Consider the following 16,492-nt stretch of genomic DNA (forward strand, 5'->3'; position numbering starts at 1 on the left):
CCCCGAACCAGTCGGGGTTTTGTTAACGCTAAATAGCTACTAAGGCTTAAACGCTTTCCGGACGCGTTGCCGGTGCGGTCGCCTGATGGGTCGCACTATGACCACCCGCAGAACCACGACCTTCAAAATCAAACGGTGGGCGAACCCAATCGCTGTGACGAACGGTTTCTGGTTCCCATGCCGGGGCCGGTGCTTTGGTCATCGGCGCAGTCGCATGATGCTTCCAGCGAGTTTCAGCATTGCTCACCACGGTATCACGCGCGGCAACAGGGGCATGCGGTTCGGTCACCGGTGCAACAGGCGCTTCAGCAGCGACAGGTGCAGCCAGAACGTTTTCCACTTGCGCTTCAACTACAGGAGCAACATCAGCCGGTGCCTGTTCAGCCGCTTCGATAGCTTCACTGACGCGTGGCGCGACAGGTTCAGCGGCAGCTTCGGTCACTTCAGCAGCAGGTGCCGCTTCAGCCGATGCCTCTGCAACAGCTGGAGCAGATGCCTCTTCAACCGCTGGGACTGCCTTAGCCGACGCCTCTTCAACCGCAGGAACGACTTGAGCCGGTGCATCTGTAGCGGCAGGAACTGATTCAGCCGGAACATCTGCAACTGCAGTAGAGGTTACGGTTTCAGCCGGCGCAGCTGTCACTTCATCAGCCGGTACGGCTTCAGCAGCGGTTTCTTGCGCAGTCTGTTCAACAGCAGCAGAAATCACAGCAGGCTCTTCGTTAACCGGTGCAGCGACAGGTGTCAGATCATCGGTATTCACCACTGGCACTTCAGTGTGTGCCTGCGGCTCAGACTGATGAACCGCTTCTTGCGCAGCTGGCTGGGCAACGTGCTCTGCTGCTGCCGCAACCGGCAGTGCAGTCACTTCATCGGTATGTTGATAGCTGTAATCAGGCATTTCGTTCAGCGCTTCCTGTGAGGAGAACTGATCGTGGGTCTGGGCAACCGGGTAGGTAATCCAGACTTTGCCTGAAGCCATCTCTGGAGAAGCCGCAGCAGATTCCAGTGGCATTGCAGATTGCGTTGGGTAACGCTCATCACGATAGCGACGACGACGTTGGCCGCTAACGCGCAGGTGACGTGGTGAACGACGTGAACGGCGCGGCATATTGGCGTTATCACGGTTCTCGTTGTCTTCCTGTTCGTCCTGCGCGACGTCAGATTGCTCATTGAACGCCGTGCGTTGCGCATTTTCTACAACGGCTTCAGTCGCTGCTGGCGTTGGGATAGCCGCTGCGAATTCAGTTGTATCCCCTACGCGGACACGCTGGTTAAGCTGACGCGGTTTGCGACGCGGCATAACCTGCACACGTTCTTCTTCCTGCGCAACGTTCTCATCAACGATATCGGTCTGAACTACGGTCTCAGCGACTTTTTGATCCTGCTGCTGATTACGTTTCTCATCCTGACGACGACGCTGGCGTTCTGCACGCTGTTCGCGACGTTGCTGTTGCTGCTCATCACGCTGCTGCAGTTGCTCATCGGTCAGCGCTGGACGTTCACCACGAGGCTCGTTCTGACGCTTGTTACGACGATTGTCCTGATTATCACGTGGCTCGCGGGCTTCACGTGGTTCGCGCGATTCGCGTGGTTCACGCGCTTCACGAGATTCACGTGGTTCACGGGCTTCGCGTCCCTGAGAATTTTCACCGTTGCGCGGGGTGCGATCACGGCGATTATTGCTACGGCGGTTGTTACGGCGGTCACCACGTTGCTGATTGTTCTCACTTTCAGCGGCTTTCTCTTCTGGCTTCGCTTCAACCGGTGCAGCAGCAGGCGCGTCGCCAGCAAACAGTTTCTTCAAACCACCTAACAGACGAGCGACGAAGCCGGTGCTGGCAACAGCAGGCGCGGCAGAAGCAGCCGGTTTGACATCAGCTTTAACCACAGAAGGGATTTCTTTTTCCACTTCAACCGGTGCCGGCGGCGCATCTGGCATCACAAAGGCGGCCAGCGCTGGCTGCTCAGGGCGACGACGTTCAGCGTGCTCTTCTTCAGAAGGCAGCGCCATCTCAGCTTCGTGCAGCTTCGGCAGATGGTAAGACAACGTCTGCGTTTCTTCGCCTTTGCGCACGCGCAGTACAGAGTAGTGCGGCGTTTCCATCTGATCGTTTGGCACGATGATGGCACGCACGCCACCCTGGCGTTTCTCGATCGCACTGACTGCATCACGTTTTTCATTCAGCAGGTAAGAGGCGACGGGCACAGGCACAATGGCATGCACTTCTTTAGTGTTGTCTTTCAGCGCTTCTTCTTCAATCAGACGCAAGATAGACAGTGACAGCGATTCGTTATCACGGATGGTGCCGGTACCGCTACAGCGCGGGCACACGTGATGGCTGGATTCACCCAATGACGGGCTAAGACGCTGACGCGACATTTCCAGCAGGCCGAAGCGCGAAATGTGGCTGATTTGAATGCGTGCACGATCCTGACGTACCGCTTCACGCAGACGGTTTTCTACCGCGCGCTGGTGACGAACAGGGGTCATGTCGATGAAGTCGATAACGATCAGGCCGCCGAGGTCACGCAGGCGTAACTGACGGGCGATTTCATCAGCCGCTTCGAGGTTGGTATTAAATGCCGTTTCTTCGATGTCACCACCGCGTGTTGCACGGGCGGAGTTGATATCGATGGCGGTCAGTGCTTCTGTGCTGTCGATAACAATCGAACCACCAGAAGGCAAGCGCACTTCACGCTGGAAAGCGGATTCAATTTGCGATTCGATTTGGTAGTGGCTGAACAGCGGAATTTCACCGGTGTACAGTTTGATTTTGCTGCTGAAGTCCGGACGACCGAGTGCAGCGATATGCTGACGCGCCAGTTCCAGAACTTTTGGGTTATCGATAAGAATCTCACCGATATCCTGACGCAGGTAGTCGCGGAAGGCACGCACAATCACGTTACTTTCCTGATGGATCAGAAACGGGGCTGGGCGGTTTTCAGCGGCTTTTTTGATCGCTTCCCAGTGCTTCAAACGGAAGCTCAGGTCCCACTGCAGGGATTCGGCAGATTTGCCAACGCCCGCAGTACGCACGATCAAACCCATACCGTCTGGCAGTTCCAGCGCGGACAGCGCTTCTTTCAGCTCGGTACGATCGTCACCTTCAATACGGCGAGAGATGCCACCCGCACGCGGGTTGTTCGGCATCAGGACTAAGTAGCTACCGGCCAGAGAAATGAAGGTGGTTAATGCAGCACCTTTATTTCCGCGTTCCTCTTTATCGATTTGAACGATAACTTCCTGACCTTCACGCAACACCTCTTTGATGTTTGGACGGCCGTGTGCGTTGTAATTAGCAGGGAAGTATTCGCGGGAAATTTCTTTCAGAGGGAGGAAACCGTGACGTTCAGCACCATAATCGACAAATGCCGCTTCGAGGCTGGGTTCAACACGGGTGATTTTACCTTTGTAGATATTGGCTTTTTTCTGCTCGTGTCCTGGGCTTTCGATATCCAGATCGTACAGACGTTGGCCGTCAACAAGGGCAACGCGCAACTCTTCCTGCTGAGATGCGTTAATTAACATTCTTTTCATCGTGACTTACTCGTTATTCTCACATGAGTGATGTAGCTGCGGGCATCGTTACCCTGGACGAGAATCAACCGATGGCCCCGTGTCTTAATGCACTGACGTCAACCTCACGGTTGTCGGCGGCTAAAGGGGCGCAAATCTTGTCGGTGGCCTGTTTTTCATAAGGAAAAACAGCGCCTGAAGGTGGAATAGCTATAGTAAATTCAGAAATCCACACATCCCAGTCTGTCGTCCAGGCTGCAACCCGCAGCCCGCTAAGTGCCTGATTTAACATTACGTCTTACGCCATTGCTGCGTGTCCGTTCAATCCGGCAAAATGACTTATTTCGCTCTTTATCCTGCCTGGATTTTTCCAGGGCAGAAACACCTGCATTATTCCATTGCTCACTCACATATAGCAAGGCGACTTTTGCCGAGCTGTGAAGTTTGTGCATCCTTAACCTGTTCATTTGCAGGGCTTAACATCGCATCGGTGAAAAAGTCATCATTATGACCTTTTGCCAGCGCGACAAAGAGAGAGTTAAGCACAGAAAAAGGGGTGGCGCTATCCAGGGACACTATTTAGAATCGCCGCCATGAAAACTGAGAATCCCGGCGTACTTTATGTCGCCATTACGGCTGAAAATGCCGAACAACGTATTGATAACTTTTTGCGCACTCAGCTCAAAGGCGTGCCGAAAAGTATGATTTATCGCATCTTGCGTAAAGGCGAGGTGCGCGTGAATAAAGGACGCGTGAAGCCGGAATATAAACTGCAGGCGGGGGATGAAGTGCGTATTCCACCGGTGCGTGTGGCCGAGCGTGAAGAGCAGACGGTATCACCGAAACTCGATAAGGTTGCCGCGCTGGCGAATGCCATCCTTTATGAGGACGATCATCTGCTGGTGCTGAACAAGCCATCGGGCACGGCGGTGCATGGTGGTAGCGGCCTCAGCTTTGGTGTGATTGAAGGCTTGCGCGCGCTGCGTCCGGAAGCCCGTTTCCTCGAGCTGGTGCATCGTCTTGACCGTGACACCTCCGGTATTCTGCTGGTGGCAAAAAAACGTTCTGCGCTGCGTTCGCTGCACGAGCAGTTACGTGAAAAAGGCATGCAGAAGGATTATCTGGCGCTGGTGCGCGGTGACTGGCCTTCACATTTGAAAGTGGTGCAGGCGCCGCTGCTGAAAAACATTTTGCAAAGCGGTGAGCGTGTCGTTCGCGTCAATGCGGAAGGCAAGCCATCTGAAACCCGATTCAAAGTGGAAGAGCGTTTTGGTTTCGCCACCCTGGTAAAAGCCAGTCCGGTGACCGGGCGCACGCACCAGATTCGCGTGCACACGCTGCATGGTGGGCATCCGATCGCCTTTGACGATCGCTATGGCGATCGGGACTTTGATCGTCAGCTGGCGTCAACCGGCCTGGGACGATTGTTCCTGCATGCTGCAGCGCTGACGTTTACCCATCCCAATACCGGCGAAGTCCTGCGGATGGAAGCGCCACTGGATAACGCGCTGAAACACTGCCTGGCGCAGTTGCGTCAGAAAAAAGCTTAATTTTGCGGGCATCAACCCAATGCGTTGATGCCCACTTTTATCAGCATCTCATTTAAAGCCATCAGCGGTAATCCAATCAACGTATTGGGATCGCGCCCCTCCAGCCGCTCAAACAAGCAGATTCCCATGCCTTCGCTTTTAAAGCTGCCCGCACAATTTAACGGCTGCTCTTTTTCGACATAGTGACGGATTTCTTCCGGGTTTAAGTGCCGAAAATGTACATTGAACGGTTCACAAATCACCTGTTGTTGTGCCGTTTGCGGCTGAATCAGTGCGAGCCCGGTATAAAACGTGATCGCTTTGCCACTGGCAGAAGCCAATTGCCGGCAAGCATTCTCCACCGTATGCGGTTTTCCGGTGATATTGCCGTCGAGCACACAGACCTGATCGGAACCAATGATCCAGCTCTGTGGGTGCAGCGCGGCGAGCGCCTGTGCTTTTGCCAGCGCTAAGCGTTGCACTAACTGCGGAGCAGTTTCATTCGGTTGCGGCGTTTCATCGCAATCAGGCGCAACGGCGATAAAAGGCAGGCCAAGCTTGCTCAGCAATGCCTGACGGAACGGGGAAGTGGAGGCTAGAATTAACGGTGTCATGATTTTTTTTCAGAATTGATAGCGTAAAGATGACAGGCATTTTAAACTATGCGCCGCACTGGATGCGACTAACGGGTGAAAGATGCTGTAAACCGGCCTTTTTCTTTGACTCTATGACGTTACAAAGTTAATATGCGCGCCCTATGCAAAAGGTAAAATTACCCCTGACGATCGATGTGGCCCGCGCCGCGCAAAAGCGCCTTGATTACCAAGGTGTGTATGCACCTGAATTGGTGGCGCGCCTGGCCGACACGGTCGTGAGTGTGGACAGTGATGTGGAATGCACCATGTCGTTTGCGATTGACAACCAGCGCTTAGCCGTTCTGCAAGGAACAGCTGATGCGCAGGTGACATTGTCTTGTCAACGCTGCAACCAGTCATTCCCTCATGCTGTTCACGTAAGCTATTGCTTCAGTCCTGTCTCTTCTGATGAGCAGGCCGAGGCACTGCCGGAAGCTTACGAGCCAGTTGATATCAATGATTTCGGCGAAATCGACTTGCTGGCAGTTATCGAAGATGAACTCATCCTCGCGCTGCCTGTAGTTCCGGTGCATGATTCTGAACACTGTGAAGTGTCCGACGCGGACATGGTATTTGGTAAGTTGCCTGCAGAGGCAGAAAAACCGAATCCATTTGCCGTATTAGCCAGTTTAAAGCGTAAGTAATAGGAGTAAGGTCCATGGCCGTACAACAGAATAAACCAACCCGTTCTAAGCGTGGTATGCGTCGTTCGCACGATGCGCTGACCACCGCAGCTCTGTCAGTAGATAAAGTTTCTGGTGAAACTCATCTGCGTCACCATATCACTGCGGATGGTTACTACCGCGGTCGCAAGGTTATCACCAAGTAATTCTTTGCGGTTACGCAAGGCGATACCTTGACACGTTTGACCCTGGCAGTTGATGCCATGGGCGGGGATTTCGGTCCCTGCGTGACAGTGCCTGCATCCTTGCAGGCACTGGCCTCTCATACGCATCTGGTTCTTCTTCTGGTCGGTGATCCCGACATCATCTCGTCATTTCTTGCCAAAGCGGATTCCTCATTACTGGGGCGTGTGCAGGTTATTCCTGCCGAATCGGTTATTGCAAGTGATGCTAAACCTTCACAAGCCATTCGAAACAGTCGCGGCAGCTCAATGCGCGTGGCGTTAGAGTTGGTGAAAGAGGGACAAGCACAAGCCTGTGTCAGTGCCGGTAATACCGGTGCGTTAATGGGCTTGGCTAAAATGTTGTTGAAGCCGCTGGAAGGTATTGAGCGACCTGCGCTGATGACGGTGTTGCCGCATCAACAACAGGGCAAAACAGTGGTGCTGGATCTTGGCGCAAATGTAGAATCGGATAGCGATATGCTGGTGCAGTTTGCCATCATGGGCGCTGTCATGGCCGAGGAAGTGCTGGAAATTGACAGACCGCGCGTCGCGCTGCTCAACATTGGGCAGGAAGAGACTAAGGGCCTGGAAACGATTCGCACAGCATCTGCGGTGCTGCGGGACACGCCGCAAATCAACTATATTGGTTATCTTGAGGGGAACGATCTCCTCACCGGCAAGACGGATGTGCTGGTTTGTGATGGCTTCGTGGGAAACGTCACGCTTAAAACCATGGAAGGCGTGGTAAGAATGTTTCTTTCTCTGCTCAAGTCGTCAGAGGATGGAAAAAAACGGGCCTGGTGGCTGAAATGGGTAGGGCGCTGGTTGCAAAAGCGCCTGGCTAAACGTTTCGGTCATCTCAACCCCGACCAGTACAACGGCGCTTGTCTGTTAGGATTGCGCGGAACAGTGATCAAAAGCCACGGTGCGGCGAATCAACGTGCGTTTGCCGTGGCGATAGAGCAGGCAGAGCAGGCGGTGCGCAGGCAAGTCCCAGAGAGGATTGCGGCGCGCCTTGACGCTGTATTAGCCAGGAGTGACAAAGCGTAGATGTTTACCAAAATTATCGGTACGGGCAGCTATTTGCCTGAGCAGGTTCGCTCCAATGCGGATCTGGAAAAAATGGTGGAGACTTCGGACGAGTGGATTGTCAGCCGTACCGGCATCCGTGAGCGTCGCATTGCTGCGCCGGATGAATCTGTTGCCACTATGGGCTTCACCGCCGCTCAGCGCGCGCTGGAAATGGCAGGCGTTGCGGCCAGCGATGTTGGCCTGATTATCGTGGCGACCACCTCTTCCAGCCACGCCTTCCCAAGCTCAGCGTGCATGATCCAGCAGATGCTGGAAATTGACGACTGTGCGGCTTTCGATTTGGCTGCTGCTTGTGCGGGCTTCACCTATGCGTTAAGCGTGGCCGATCAGTACATCAAAAACGGTGTGGTGAAACACGCGTTGGTGATCGGTGCAGATGTATTAGCTCGCACACTGGATCCTAACGATCGTGGCACCATCATTCTGTTTGGCGATGGCGCGGGTGCGGTGGTTCTCGGCCAGAGCGAAGAGCCAGGTATCCTGTCCACTCACCTGCATGCCGATGGACGTTACAGCAAGCTGTTGACGCTGCCGTATCAGGATCGCGAGCATCAGGATCAACCTGCCTATCTCACCATGGCCGGTAACGAAGTGTTTAAGGTTGCAGTCACTGAACTGGCGCACATCGTTGATGAAACGCTGCAAGCCAATAATCTTGATCGTGAGATGCTCGACTGGCTGGTGCCGCATCAGGCTAACTTGCGCATTATCAGTGCCACCGCCAAAAAGCTCGGCATGGGCATGGATAAAGTGGTGGTTACCCTTGACCGTCACGGCAACACGTCGGCGGCATCGGTTCCTAGCGCACTGGATGAAGCGGTGCGAGATGGCCGTATCAAGCCTGGCCAACTGATTTTGCTGGAAGCCTTTGGTGGTGGTTTCACCTGGGGTTCTGCGCTGGTTCGCTTTTGATTGACAGGAAAGACAGATGACACAATTTGCTTTTGTTTTCCCAGGACAGGGCTCACAGACCGTCGGCATGCTGGCCGATCTGGCTGTGGAAAACCCGCAGGTTGAAGCCACTTTCCGTGAAGCTTCTGATGCATTGGGATACGACTTATGGCAGTTGGTGCAACAAGGTCCAGCTGAAGAACTGAATAAGACCTGGCAGACGCAACCTGCGTTGCTGGCGGCTTCCGTCGCGATTTATCGCGTCTGGCAGAGCAAAAATGGCCCGCAGCCTACGCTGATGGCTGGCCATAGCCTGGGTGAATATTCTGCGCTGGTGTGCGCTGGCGTACTGAACTTCGCTGATGCGATCAAGTTAGTCGAGTTACGCGGCAAACTGATGCAGGAAGCGGTACCAGAAGGTACGGGCGCCATGCAGGCGATTATTGGACTTGATGATGAATCAATCCGTAAAGCCTGTGAAGAGAGCGCGCAAGGTCAGGTGGTTTCACCCGTCAACTTTAACTCGCCGGGCCAGGTGGTTATCGCGGGTAACAAAGAAGCGGTGGAGCGTGCTGGAGCAGCATGTAAAGCAGCGGGTGCCAAACGTGCACTGCCATTGCCTGTGAGCGTGCCTTCACACTGTGCTTTGATGAAACCGGCAGCAGATAAACTGGCTGTGGCACTGGAAAGCATCACTTTCAACGCACCTGCCGTGCCTGTCGTCAATAATGTTGACGTCAAGTGTGAAACCGATGCTGCTGCGATCCGCAGTGCACTGGTTCGCCAGCTTTACAGCCCAGTGCGTTGGACCGAAGCGGTTGAATTTGTTGCCACCCAAGGCGTTGGCCAGTTGCTTGAGATCGGTCCAGGTAAAGTCCTGACCGGCCTGACCAAACGTATTGTGGATAGCCTGACCGCTGCAGCCGTGAACGATTCTGCTTCACTCTCTGCTGCGCTTACACAGGAATAAGAGGAAAAACATGAGCTTTGAAGGTAAAGTAGCGCTGGTTACTGGCGCAAGCCGCGGCATTGGCCGTGCAATAGCGGAAACGCTGGTTGCACGCGGTGCGAAAGTGGTGGGAACCGCCACCAGCGAAAGCGGTGCGGAAGCAATCAGTGCTTACCTCGGCAATAACGGCAAAGGTCTGCTGTTGAACGTCACCGATGCAGCCTCTATTGAGAGCGTGCTCGAGAAAGTTCGCGCCGAATTTGGCGAAGTGGACATTTTAGTCAATAATGCAGGCATTACGCGTGACAATCTGTTGATGCGCATGAAGGACGATGAATGGGCGGATATCCTCGATACCAACCTGACATCAGTCTTCCGTCTTTCTAAGGCGGTATTGCGTGCCATGATGAAAAAACGCGTGGGCCGTATCATTACCATCGGTTCTGTTGTTGGAACCATGGGTAACGCGGGTCAGGCAAACTATGCGGCAGCAAAAGCAGGTTTGATTGGCTTTAGCAAATCACTGGCGCGAGAAATTGCGTCACGTGGCATTACCGTAAACGTCGTAGCTCCGGGCTTTATTGAGACGGACATGACGCGTGCACTGAACGAAGATCAGCGCTCGGGCATTTTGGCAGAAGTGCCGGCAGGTCGTTTAGGCGACCCGCAGGAGATTGCCAATGCTGTTGCATTCTTAGCCTCTGACGAAGCCTCTTACATCACGGGTGAGACGCTCCACGTCAATGGCGGCATGTACATGGTCTGATAATCACGAAATCATTTGCATTATCTGCGGTAAACACCGCAGAATAGCGCAAAATCGTGGTTCGACCAGCCGGGATTTTGTTGCATCTTTTTCAACATTTTATACACTACGAAAACCATCGCGAAAGCGAGTTTTGATAGGAAATTAAATAGTATGAGCGATATCGAACAACGCGTTAAGAAAATCGTAGCTGAGCAGCTGGGTGTTAAAGAAGACGAAGTGATTAACACTGCTTCTTTCGTTGAAGACCTGGGTGCAGATTCTCTTGACACCGTTGAGCTGGTAATGGCTCTGGAAGAAGAGTTTGATACTGAAATTCCAGACGAAGAAGCTGAGAAAATCACTACCGTTCAGGCAGCGATCGATTACATCAATAGCCACCAAGGCTAATGAATATCTTCAGGCGGTCACCTCGACCGCCTGAGTTTTATGTTTGCCCCACATAGCGTTATTTTTTCCCTCCCTGGAGGACGTACGTGTCTATGCGTCGTGTAGTTGTGACTGGTCTTGGCATGTTGTCTCCTGTCGGCAATACCGTAGAGTCTACCTGGAGTGCTCTCCTTGCCGGTCAGAGCGGCATCAGCCTGATCGACCATTTTGATACTAGTGCCTACGCAACGCGCTTTGCGGGCTTAGTAAGAGATTTTAATTGCGATGAATTCATCTCGCGCAAAGATCAGCGCAAGATGGATGACTTCATCCAATACGGCATTGTTGCCGGTATTCAGGCTATGGCGGACTCCGGTCTGGTCGTAACTGACGAAAATGCCGGTCGCATCGGCGCAGCTATCGGTTCCGGCATCGGCGGACTGGGTTTGATTGAAGATAACCACAGCTCACTGGTCAACGGCGGTCCGCGCAAAATCAGCCCGTTCTTCGTTCCTTCTACCATTGTTAACATGGTGGCAGGTCACCTGACTATTATGTATGGCCTGAAAGGTCCAAGCATCTCGATTGCGACTGCTTGTACTTCTGGTGTGCATAATATTGGCCATGCAGCACGTATCATTGCGTATAACGATGCTGACGTGATGCTGGCAGGTGGTGCAGAAAAAGCCAGTACCCCTCTGGGTGTCGGTGGCTTCGGTGCAGCACGTGCGCTCTCTACCAATAACGATAATCCGCAGGCGGCAAGCCGTCCGTGGGATAAAGATCGTGATGGTTTTGTGTTGGGCGATGGTGCAGGCATTGTGGTGCTGGAAGAGTACGAGCATGCCAAAAAGCGCGGTGCGAAAATTTATGCTGAAATCATTGGTTTCGGCATGAGCAGCGATGCTTACCACATGACGTCTCCACCGGAAGATGGTTCAGGTGCAGCCGCCGCGATGGTGAATGCACTGCGTGATGCGCAACTGAATGTTGAGCAGATTGGTTACGTTAACGCGCATGGCACTTCGACGCCAGCCGGTGACAAAGCTGAAGCTCAGGCGGTTAAGTCGGTATTTGGTGCAGCGGCTCACAGTGTGATGGTCAGCTCTACCAAATCCATGACCGGCCATCTGCTGGGTGCAGCGGGCGCGGTAGAAGCGATCTATTCGATTCTGGCGCTGCGCGACCAGGCGGTTCCGCCAACCATTAACCTGGATAATCCAGATGAAGGTTGTGACCTCGACTTCGTGCCTCACACGGCACGTCAGGTGAGCGGGCTGGAGTACACATTGTGTAACTCCTTCGGATTTGGCGGCACCAACGGCTCGCTGATCTTCCGCAAGGTATAAGTCTTACCCAGCCAAACAGAGGCCCGCAATGCGGGCCTTTTTTATATTTTGTCACGCAGTGGCATGGATTCTCACCGCTGTCAGTGGTATTCAGACTGGCAGGGTAGCCAGAGGTGATCGGAATGTGGATAAACGGCGTCGAGCAGATCGAACTTTCTGCACGCGATCGCGCGGTGCAGTTTGGTGATGGCTGTTTTACCACTGCTGCGGTGGTGGCTGGAAAGGTACAACTGTTAAACGCCCATTTGCAGCGGTTGCAGGAAAGCTGTGAACGTTTATACATCCCCTTACCGGATAGGGCGCAGTTGGCTGCGGAGATGCAGCATGCCGCCAACGGTCAAGCCGAGGCGGTTTTAAAAGTGATTCTGACGCCTGGCGCCGGTGGCCGAGGATACAGCCGAACCGGTTGCACAACCCCAACACGCATCCTTTCGCTTTCCCCGTGGCCGCAACACTACAAAACCTTGCAGCAGCAGGGCGCAACGCTTGTAACCAGCCCCGTGAGACTGGCGCGCAATCCTCTGCTCGCCGGCCTCAAACATCTCAACCGCCTTGAGCAGGTGCTGATTCGTCAGCATCTCGACCACACCGATGCTGACGAAGCGCTGGTGCTTGACACTGCAGGGGCGGTGGTGGAATGCTGTGCGGCTAATTTATTCTGGCGCAAAGGCGATCAGGTATCCACGCCGCGTCTTGAGCAAGCGGGTGTCGATGGCATTATGCGCCGTTATCTGATGGCGCAGATGGCGTCGGAAGGCCAGGCTTGTCAGTTAATTGAGGGAAGCAGGGAGGATGTGCTGAGTGCCGACGAAGTGGTGATCTGCAACGCCCTAATGCCAGTTTTACCTGTGCGAAAAATTGACGATGTTTCGTTCACCGCACGCACGCTGTACCAGCAGCTGTATGCCAGTTGCCAAAAGATGGAAGCATCATGACCCGAATGAAAAAAATACTCGCCAGCGCTGTGGCGATAGCCGGCCTCGCGGCTGCATTTAGTTATTGGCAGATTGAACGTTTCGCCGATACACCGTTGACCATTAATCAGGAAACGATCTACACATTGCCCGCCGGCAGCGGTCGGGTTGTGCTGGAAGCCCAGCTGGAAAGCGAGCACATCATTCCTGAAAGTATCTGGTTTGGATCGCTATTGAAACTTGAGCCCGAGCTGGCAAAGTTCAAAGCCGGAACCTACCGACTTGAAAGTAATATGACGGTACGCCAGCTGCTGCAGCTGCTGGCCAGCGGTAAAGAAGCACAGTTCCCGGTGCGTTTTGTCGAGGGTTCACGCCTGAAGGAGTGGTTGACCGAACTGCGTAAGGCACCTTACCTCAAACACACGCTGACTGACGATCAGTTTGCGACGGTAGCGACTGCACTGAAGATGGATGCGGACCAGCTGGAGGGCGCATTCTACCCCGACACCTATCTGTACACCGCCAACACCAGTGATGTTTCGCTGCTGGAACGCGCGCATACGCGCATGAATAAACTGGTGGATGAGATCTGGCAGGGGCGAATGGATAATCTGCCTTATAAAAAAGAGCAGGATCTGGTCACCATGGCGTCGATTATCGAAAAAGAGACCGGCGTGACGGAAGAGCGCGCGCGCGTTGCCTCAGTGTTTATTAATCGCTTGCGCACCGGAATGAAGCTGCAAACCGACCCTACGGTGATTTACGGTATGGGCGATAACTATACTGGCACCATTACGCGTAAAGACCTCGAAACGCCGACCGATTACAATACCTATACCATTACGGGTTTGCCGCCTGGCCCTATTGCGATGCCAGGTCGCGCCTCGCTGGAAGCGGCAGCGCACCCGGAAAAAACCAACTATCTCTACTTTGTCGCGGATGGCAAAGGTGGACACACCTTTACCACCAATCTCGCCAGCCATAATAAAGCGGTGCAGGTCTATCGGCTGGCTATGAAGGAAAAAAATGAAAAGTAAGTTTATCGTCATTGAAGGCCTTGAAGGCGCGGGCAAAACCACTGCGCGTGAAGCCATCGTGGCGGTGCTGCATGAGCAGGGTATCGAAGATGTGGTGTTCACCCGTGAGCCCGGCGGCACGCCGCTTGCAGAACAGTTGCGCGTGCTGGTGAAGCAGGGGATTGATGGCGAACAGGTCACTGACAAAGCCGAGCTGCTGATGCTGTATGCCGCCCGTGTGCAACTGGTTGAGAACGTGATTAAGCCCGCGTTAGCGCGCGGCGCGTGGGTGATTGGCGATCGTCACGATCTCTCATCCCAGGCTTATCAGGGTGGTGGTCGTGGTCTGGATGCGCAGTTGATGACCACGCTGCGCGATGCGGTACTGGGCGACTTTCGTCCTGACCTGACCCTTTATCTGGATGTCACGCCTGAAATCGGTTTGCAACGCGCGCGTGCTCGCGGGGAACTCGACCGCATTGAGCAAGAGTCACTGCGTTTCTTTGAACGCACACGCGAGCGTTATCTGGCGCTGGCGGCCTCCGATGACACCATTTTAACCATTGATGCCACTCAAAACATTGAAGAAGTGACATTGTCACTTAAATCAGCATTGCAGAAATGGCTGGCAGGTCAGGCGGCATGAACTGGTATCCGTGGCTGAATCAGCCCTATCGGCAGATCATCACCCGTCATCAAAGCGGACAGGCTCATCATGCCTTGCTGATACAGGCCATCAATGGCATGGATGACGATGCATTGGTGTGGGGTGTGAGCCGCTGGTTAATGTGCCAACATCCGGAAGGATTAAAAAGCTGCGGGCATTGCCACGGCTGTCATCTGATGCAGGCGCAGACTCATCCTGACTGGTATCGTCTGGAGGCAGAAAAGGGCAAGTCTTCGCTGGGTATTGATGCAGTACGTGACGTGACCGAGAAGCTCTACCATTTTGCTCAGCAGGGCGGAGCGAAGATTGTCTGGTTGCCGGATGCGGCGCAGCTCACTGAAGCCGCCGCCAATGCATTGCTGAAAACCCTTGAAGAGCCTCCGGCCAACTGCTGGTTTTTCCTTAGCGTTCGTGAACCGTCACGTTTGCTGGCAACCTTGCGCAGCCGTTGCATGACGTGGCATCTTTCCCCACCGGAAGAGCTGCCCAGTTTGCAGTGGCTGCAAAAACAGTCGCCGCAATCCGAGGCGGTTCTGCGTGCTGCTCTTCGCTTGAGCAACGGCGCGCCTGCTGCAGCCTTGGCGCTGCTGCAACCAGAGCGCTGGCAGGCACGTGAGAAGCTGTGTGAAACCTTGCTCGGCGCGTTGAACAGCGATGTGCTGCAACTGCTGCCCGCGCTGAACAGCGACGATGTGGCAGAGCGCTTAAGCTGGCTGATTTCACTGCTGGTGGATGCCATGAAAGTGCAGCAGGGCGCCAGCAACTGGCTGAGCAACGGCGATCATCCCGAAGTAGTTTCACAGCTGGCTCAGCAGCTTAACAGCAGCGCGCTGAACGCCAGTGTCCAGCAGTGGATGCAGTGTCGTGAGCAACTGCTGCATGTCGCCGCACTGAACCGTGAACTTATCCTGACCGATCGCCTGTTAGCCTGGGGACGCTTAATGTCGCCCACGGCGGTCGGCTAAGCGTAAAAGAGAGAAGTATGTTTATTGTTGATTCGCACTGCCACCTTGATGGCCTGGATTATGAGAAGCAGCACCGCGATCTGGACGATGTGATCGCTAAAGCCGCAGCGCGTGACGTGAAATTTATGCTGGCGATTGCCACTACGTTGCCCGATTACTACAAAATCAAACAGCTGGTTGGAGACAGGGAAAACATCGCCCTGGCGTGCGGTGTGCATCCGTTGAATCAGGAAGCGCCGTATGATGTTGAAGAGTTCCGTCGCCTGGCCGCCGAAGAGCAGGTGATTGCGCTGGGGGAAACCGGGCTGGATTACTTCTATCAGCAGGAAACTAAAGCGCAGCAGCAAGCCTCGTTCCGTGAACACATCCGCACCGGCATCGCGCTGAATAAGCCGATCATCGTGCACACCCGTGATGCGCGTGAAGATACGCTGGCGATTCTGCGTGAAGAGCAGGTGGAAAAGTGCGGCGGCGTGTTGCACTGCTTTACTGAAGATAAAGAGACTGCAGCGCAGTTGCTGGATATGGGCTTTTATATCTCTTTCTCCGGCATTTTGACCTTCCGCAATGCCGAGCAGATTCGTGATGCCGCGCGTTATGTGCCGCTGGATCGCATGCTGGTAGAGACCGACTCACCGTATCTGGCTCCGGTCCCGCATCGTGGCAAAGAAAACCAGCCTGCCTTTACGCGCGATGTCGCGGATTATATGGCGGTACTGAAAGGTGTGGATATCGAAACACTGGCCGCGGCCACCACCGAAAACTTCTCGCGTCTTTTCCATGTCCCGATGAGCCGTCTCGGCGGCTAATCCGCTTTATTTTAAACTCTGTAATAATTCCATAATCATTGACCTGTGCGGCGTTTAACGCAGCACGGGCAGTGATTTGTTGCTGTTTATCCAGGCAAGTCAGTCAAAAATAACAGAAAGCAAGCGCTTGTCATGAGCGAAACGTGATAGCCGTCAAAGTAACAAATATCGATT

The 16,492-nt window shown here is 54.0% G+C and carries 17 protein-coding genes; 14 read left to right on the forward strand and 3 right to left on the reverse strand.

The window, feature by feature from the left end:
• Positions 1-46 precede the first annotated feature (46 nt).
• Both rne and ACXI0A_RS09490 read right to left on the reverse strand, forming a co-directional pair.
• Positions 47-3,541, reverse strand: a complete 3,495-nt coding sequence (rne, locus tag ACXI0A_RS09485) for a ribonuclease E (protein WP_476149198.1) — start codon at positions 3,539-3,541, stop codon at positions 47-49.
• A gap of 64 nt (positions 3,542-3,605) precedes the next feature.
• Positions 3,606-3,812: a hypothetical protein gene (locus ACXI0A_RS09490; protein ID WP_224929239.1), complete on the reverse strand. Its 207-nt coding sequence runs from the start codon at positions 3,810-3,812 to the stop codon at positions 3,606-3,608.
• 301 nt (positions 3,813-4,113) lie between these two features.
• Here ACXI0A_RS09490 and rluC point away from each other — a divergent pair, with 301 nt between their 5' ends.
• Entirely contained in the window at positions 4,114-5,070 is a 957-nt protein-coding gene (rluC, locus tag ACXI0A_RS09495; protein ID WP_224929236.1) for a 23S rRNA pseudouridine(955/2504/2580) synthase RluC, read from the forward strand.
• A gap of 11 nt (positions 5,071-5,081) precedes the next feature.
• Here rluC and ACXI0A_RS09500 read toward each other — a convergent pair whose 3' ends face one another.
• On the reverse strand, positions 5,082-5,663 hold the full coding sequence (locus ACXI0A_RS09500; protein WP_476149196.1) for a Maf family nucleotide pyrophosphatase: 582 nt from the start codon (positions 5,661-5,663) through the stop codon (positions 5,082-5,084).
• Positions 5,664-5,806: 143 nt separating this feature from the next.
• Between ACXI0A_RS09500 and yceD the strand changes: the two genes are divergently transcribed.
• The 13 genes from yceD (at position 5,807) to ACXI0A_RS09565 (ending at position 16,318) form a co-directional block, all read left to right on the forward strand.
• The gene (gene yceD / locus ACXI0A_RS09505; protein WP_224929231.1) at positions 5,807-6,328 is read left to right on the forward strand and encodes a 23S rRNA accumulation protein YceD; all 522 of its coding nucleotides are present in this window, start codon (positions 5,807-5,809) and stop codon (positions 6,326-6,328) included.
• A gap of 14 nt (positions 6,329-6,342) precedes the next feature.
• Positions 6,343-6,513 (forward strand): 50S ribosomal protein L32, encoded by a 171-nt coding sequence (gene rpmF / locus ACXI0A_RS09510; protein WP_007885783.1) that lies wholly within the window; start codon positions 6,343-6,345, stop codon positions 6,511-6,513.
• A 27-nt stretch (positions 6,514-6,540) separates the two neighbouring features.
• Entirely contained in the window at positions 6,541-7,581 is a 1,041-nt protein-coding gene (gene plsX, locus ACXI0A_RS09515) for a phosphate acyltransferase PlsX (RefSeq protein ID WP_224929228.1), read from the forward strand.
• Positions 7,582-8,535, forward strand: a complete 954-nt coding sequence (locus ACXI0A_RS09520) for a beta-ketoacyl-ACP synthase III (protein WP_224929226.1) — start codon at positions 7,582-7,584, stop codon at positions 8,533-8,535.
• Positions 8,536-8,551: 16 nt separating this feature from the next.
• Complete coding sequence (fabD, locus tag ACXI0A_RS09525; RefSeq protein WP_476149194.1) at positions 8,552-9,484, forward strand: ACP S-malonyltransferase; 933 nt, start codon at positions 8,552-8,554, stop codon at positions 9,482-9,484.
• A gap of 10 nt (positions 9,485-9,494) precedes the next feature.
• Complete coding sequence (fabG, locus tag ACXI0A_RS09530; protein WP_100702799.1) at positions 9,495-10,229, forward strand: 3-oxoacyl-ACP reductase FabG; 735 nt, start codon at positions 9,495-9,497, stop codon at positions 10,227-10,229.
• Positions 10,230-10,382: 153 nt separating this feature from the next.
• Positions 10,383-10,619, forward strand: a complete 237-nt coding sequence (gene acpP, locus ACXI0A_RS09535; protein WP_007885774.1) for an acyl carrier protein — start codon at positions 10,383-10,385, stop codon at positions 10,617-10,619.
• A gap of 86 nt (positions 10,620-10,705) precedes the next feature.
• Positions 10,706-11,947: a beta-ketoacyl-ACP synthase II gene (fabF, locus tag ACXI0A_RS09540; protein WP_476149192.1), complete on the forward strand. Its 1,242-nt coding sequence runs from the start codon at positions 10,706-10,708 to the stop codon at positions 11,945-11,947.
• A gap of 122 nt (positions 11,948-12,069) precedes the next feature.
• On the forward strand, positions 12,070-12,882 hold the full coding sequence (gene pabC / locus ACXI0A_RS09545; protein ID WP_476149190.1) for an aminodeoxychorismate lyase: 813 nt from the start codon (positions 12,070-12,072) through the stop codon (positions 12,880-12,882).
• On the forward strand, positions 12,879-13,898 hold the full coding sequence (gene mltG, locus ACXI0A_RS09550; protein WP_476149188.1) for an endolytic transglycosylase MltG: 1,020 nt from the start codon (positions 12,879-12,881) through the stop codon (positions 13,896-13,898). The genes pabC and mltG overlap by 4 nt, the downstream gene beginning before the upstream one ends.
• Positions 13,888-14,523 carry a dTMP kinase gene (tmk, locus tag ACXI0A_RS09555; RefSeq protein WP_476149186.1) on the forward strand — a complete coding sequence of 212 codons (636 nt, stop codon included), beginning with the start codon at positions 13,888-13,890 and terminating at the stop codon, positions 14,521-14,523. The genes mltG and tmk overlap by 11 nt, the downstream gene beginning before the upstream one ends.
• On the forward strand, positions 14,520-15,509 hold the full coding sequence (holB, locus tag ACXI0A_RS09560) for a DNA polymerase III subunit delta' (protein WP_476151093.1): 990 nt from the start codon (positions 14,520-14,522) through the stop codon (positions 15,507-15,509). The genes tmk and holB overlap by 4 nt, the downstream gene beginning before the upstream one ends.
• A gap of 17 nt (positions 15,510-15,526) precedes the next feature.
• The gene (locus ACXI0A_RS09565; RefSeq protein WP_034830707.1) at positions 15,527-16,318 is read left to right on the forward strand and encodes a metal-dependent hydrolase; all 792 of its coding nucleotides are present in this window, start codon (positions 15,527-15,529) and stop codon (positions 16,316-16,318) included.
• Positions 16,319-16,492 lie beyond the last annotated feature (174 nt).

Source organism: Pantoea sp. C1E2 (assembly GCF_056491465.1).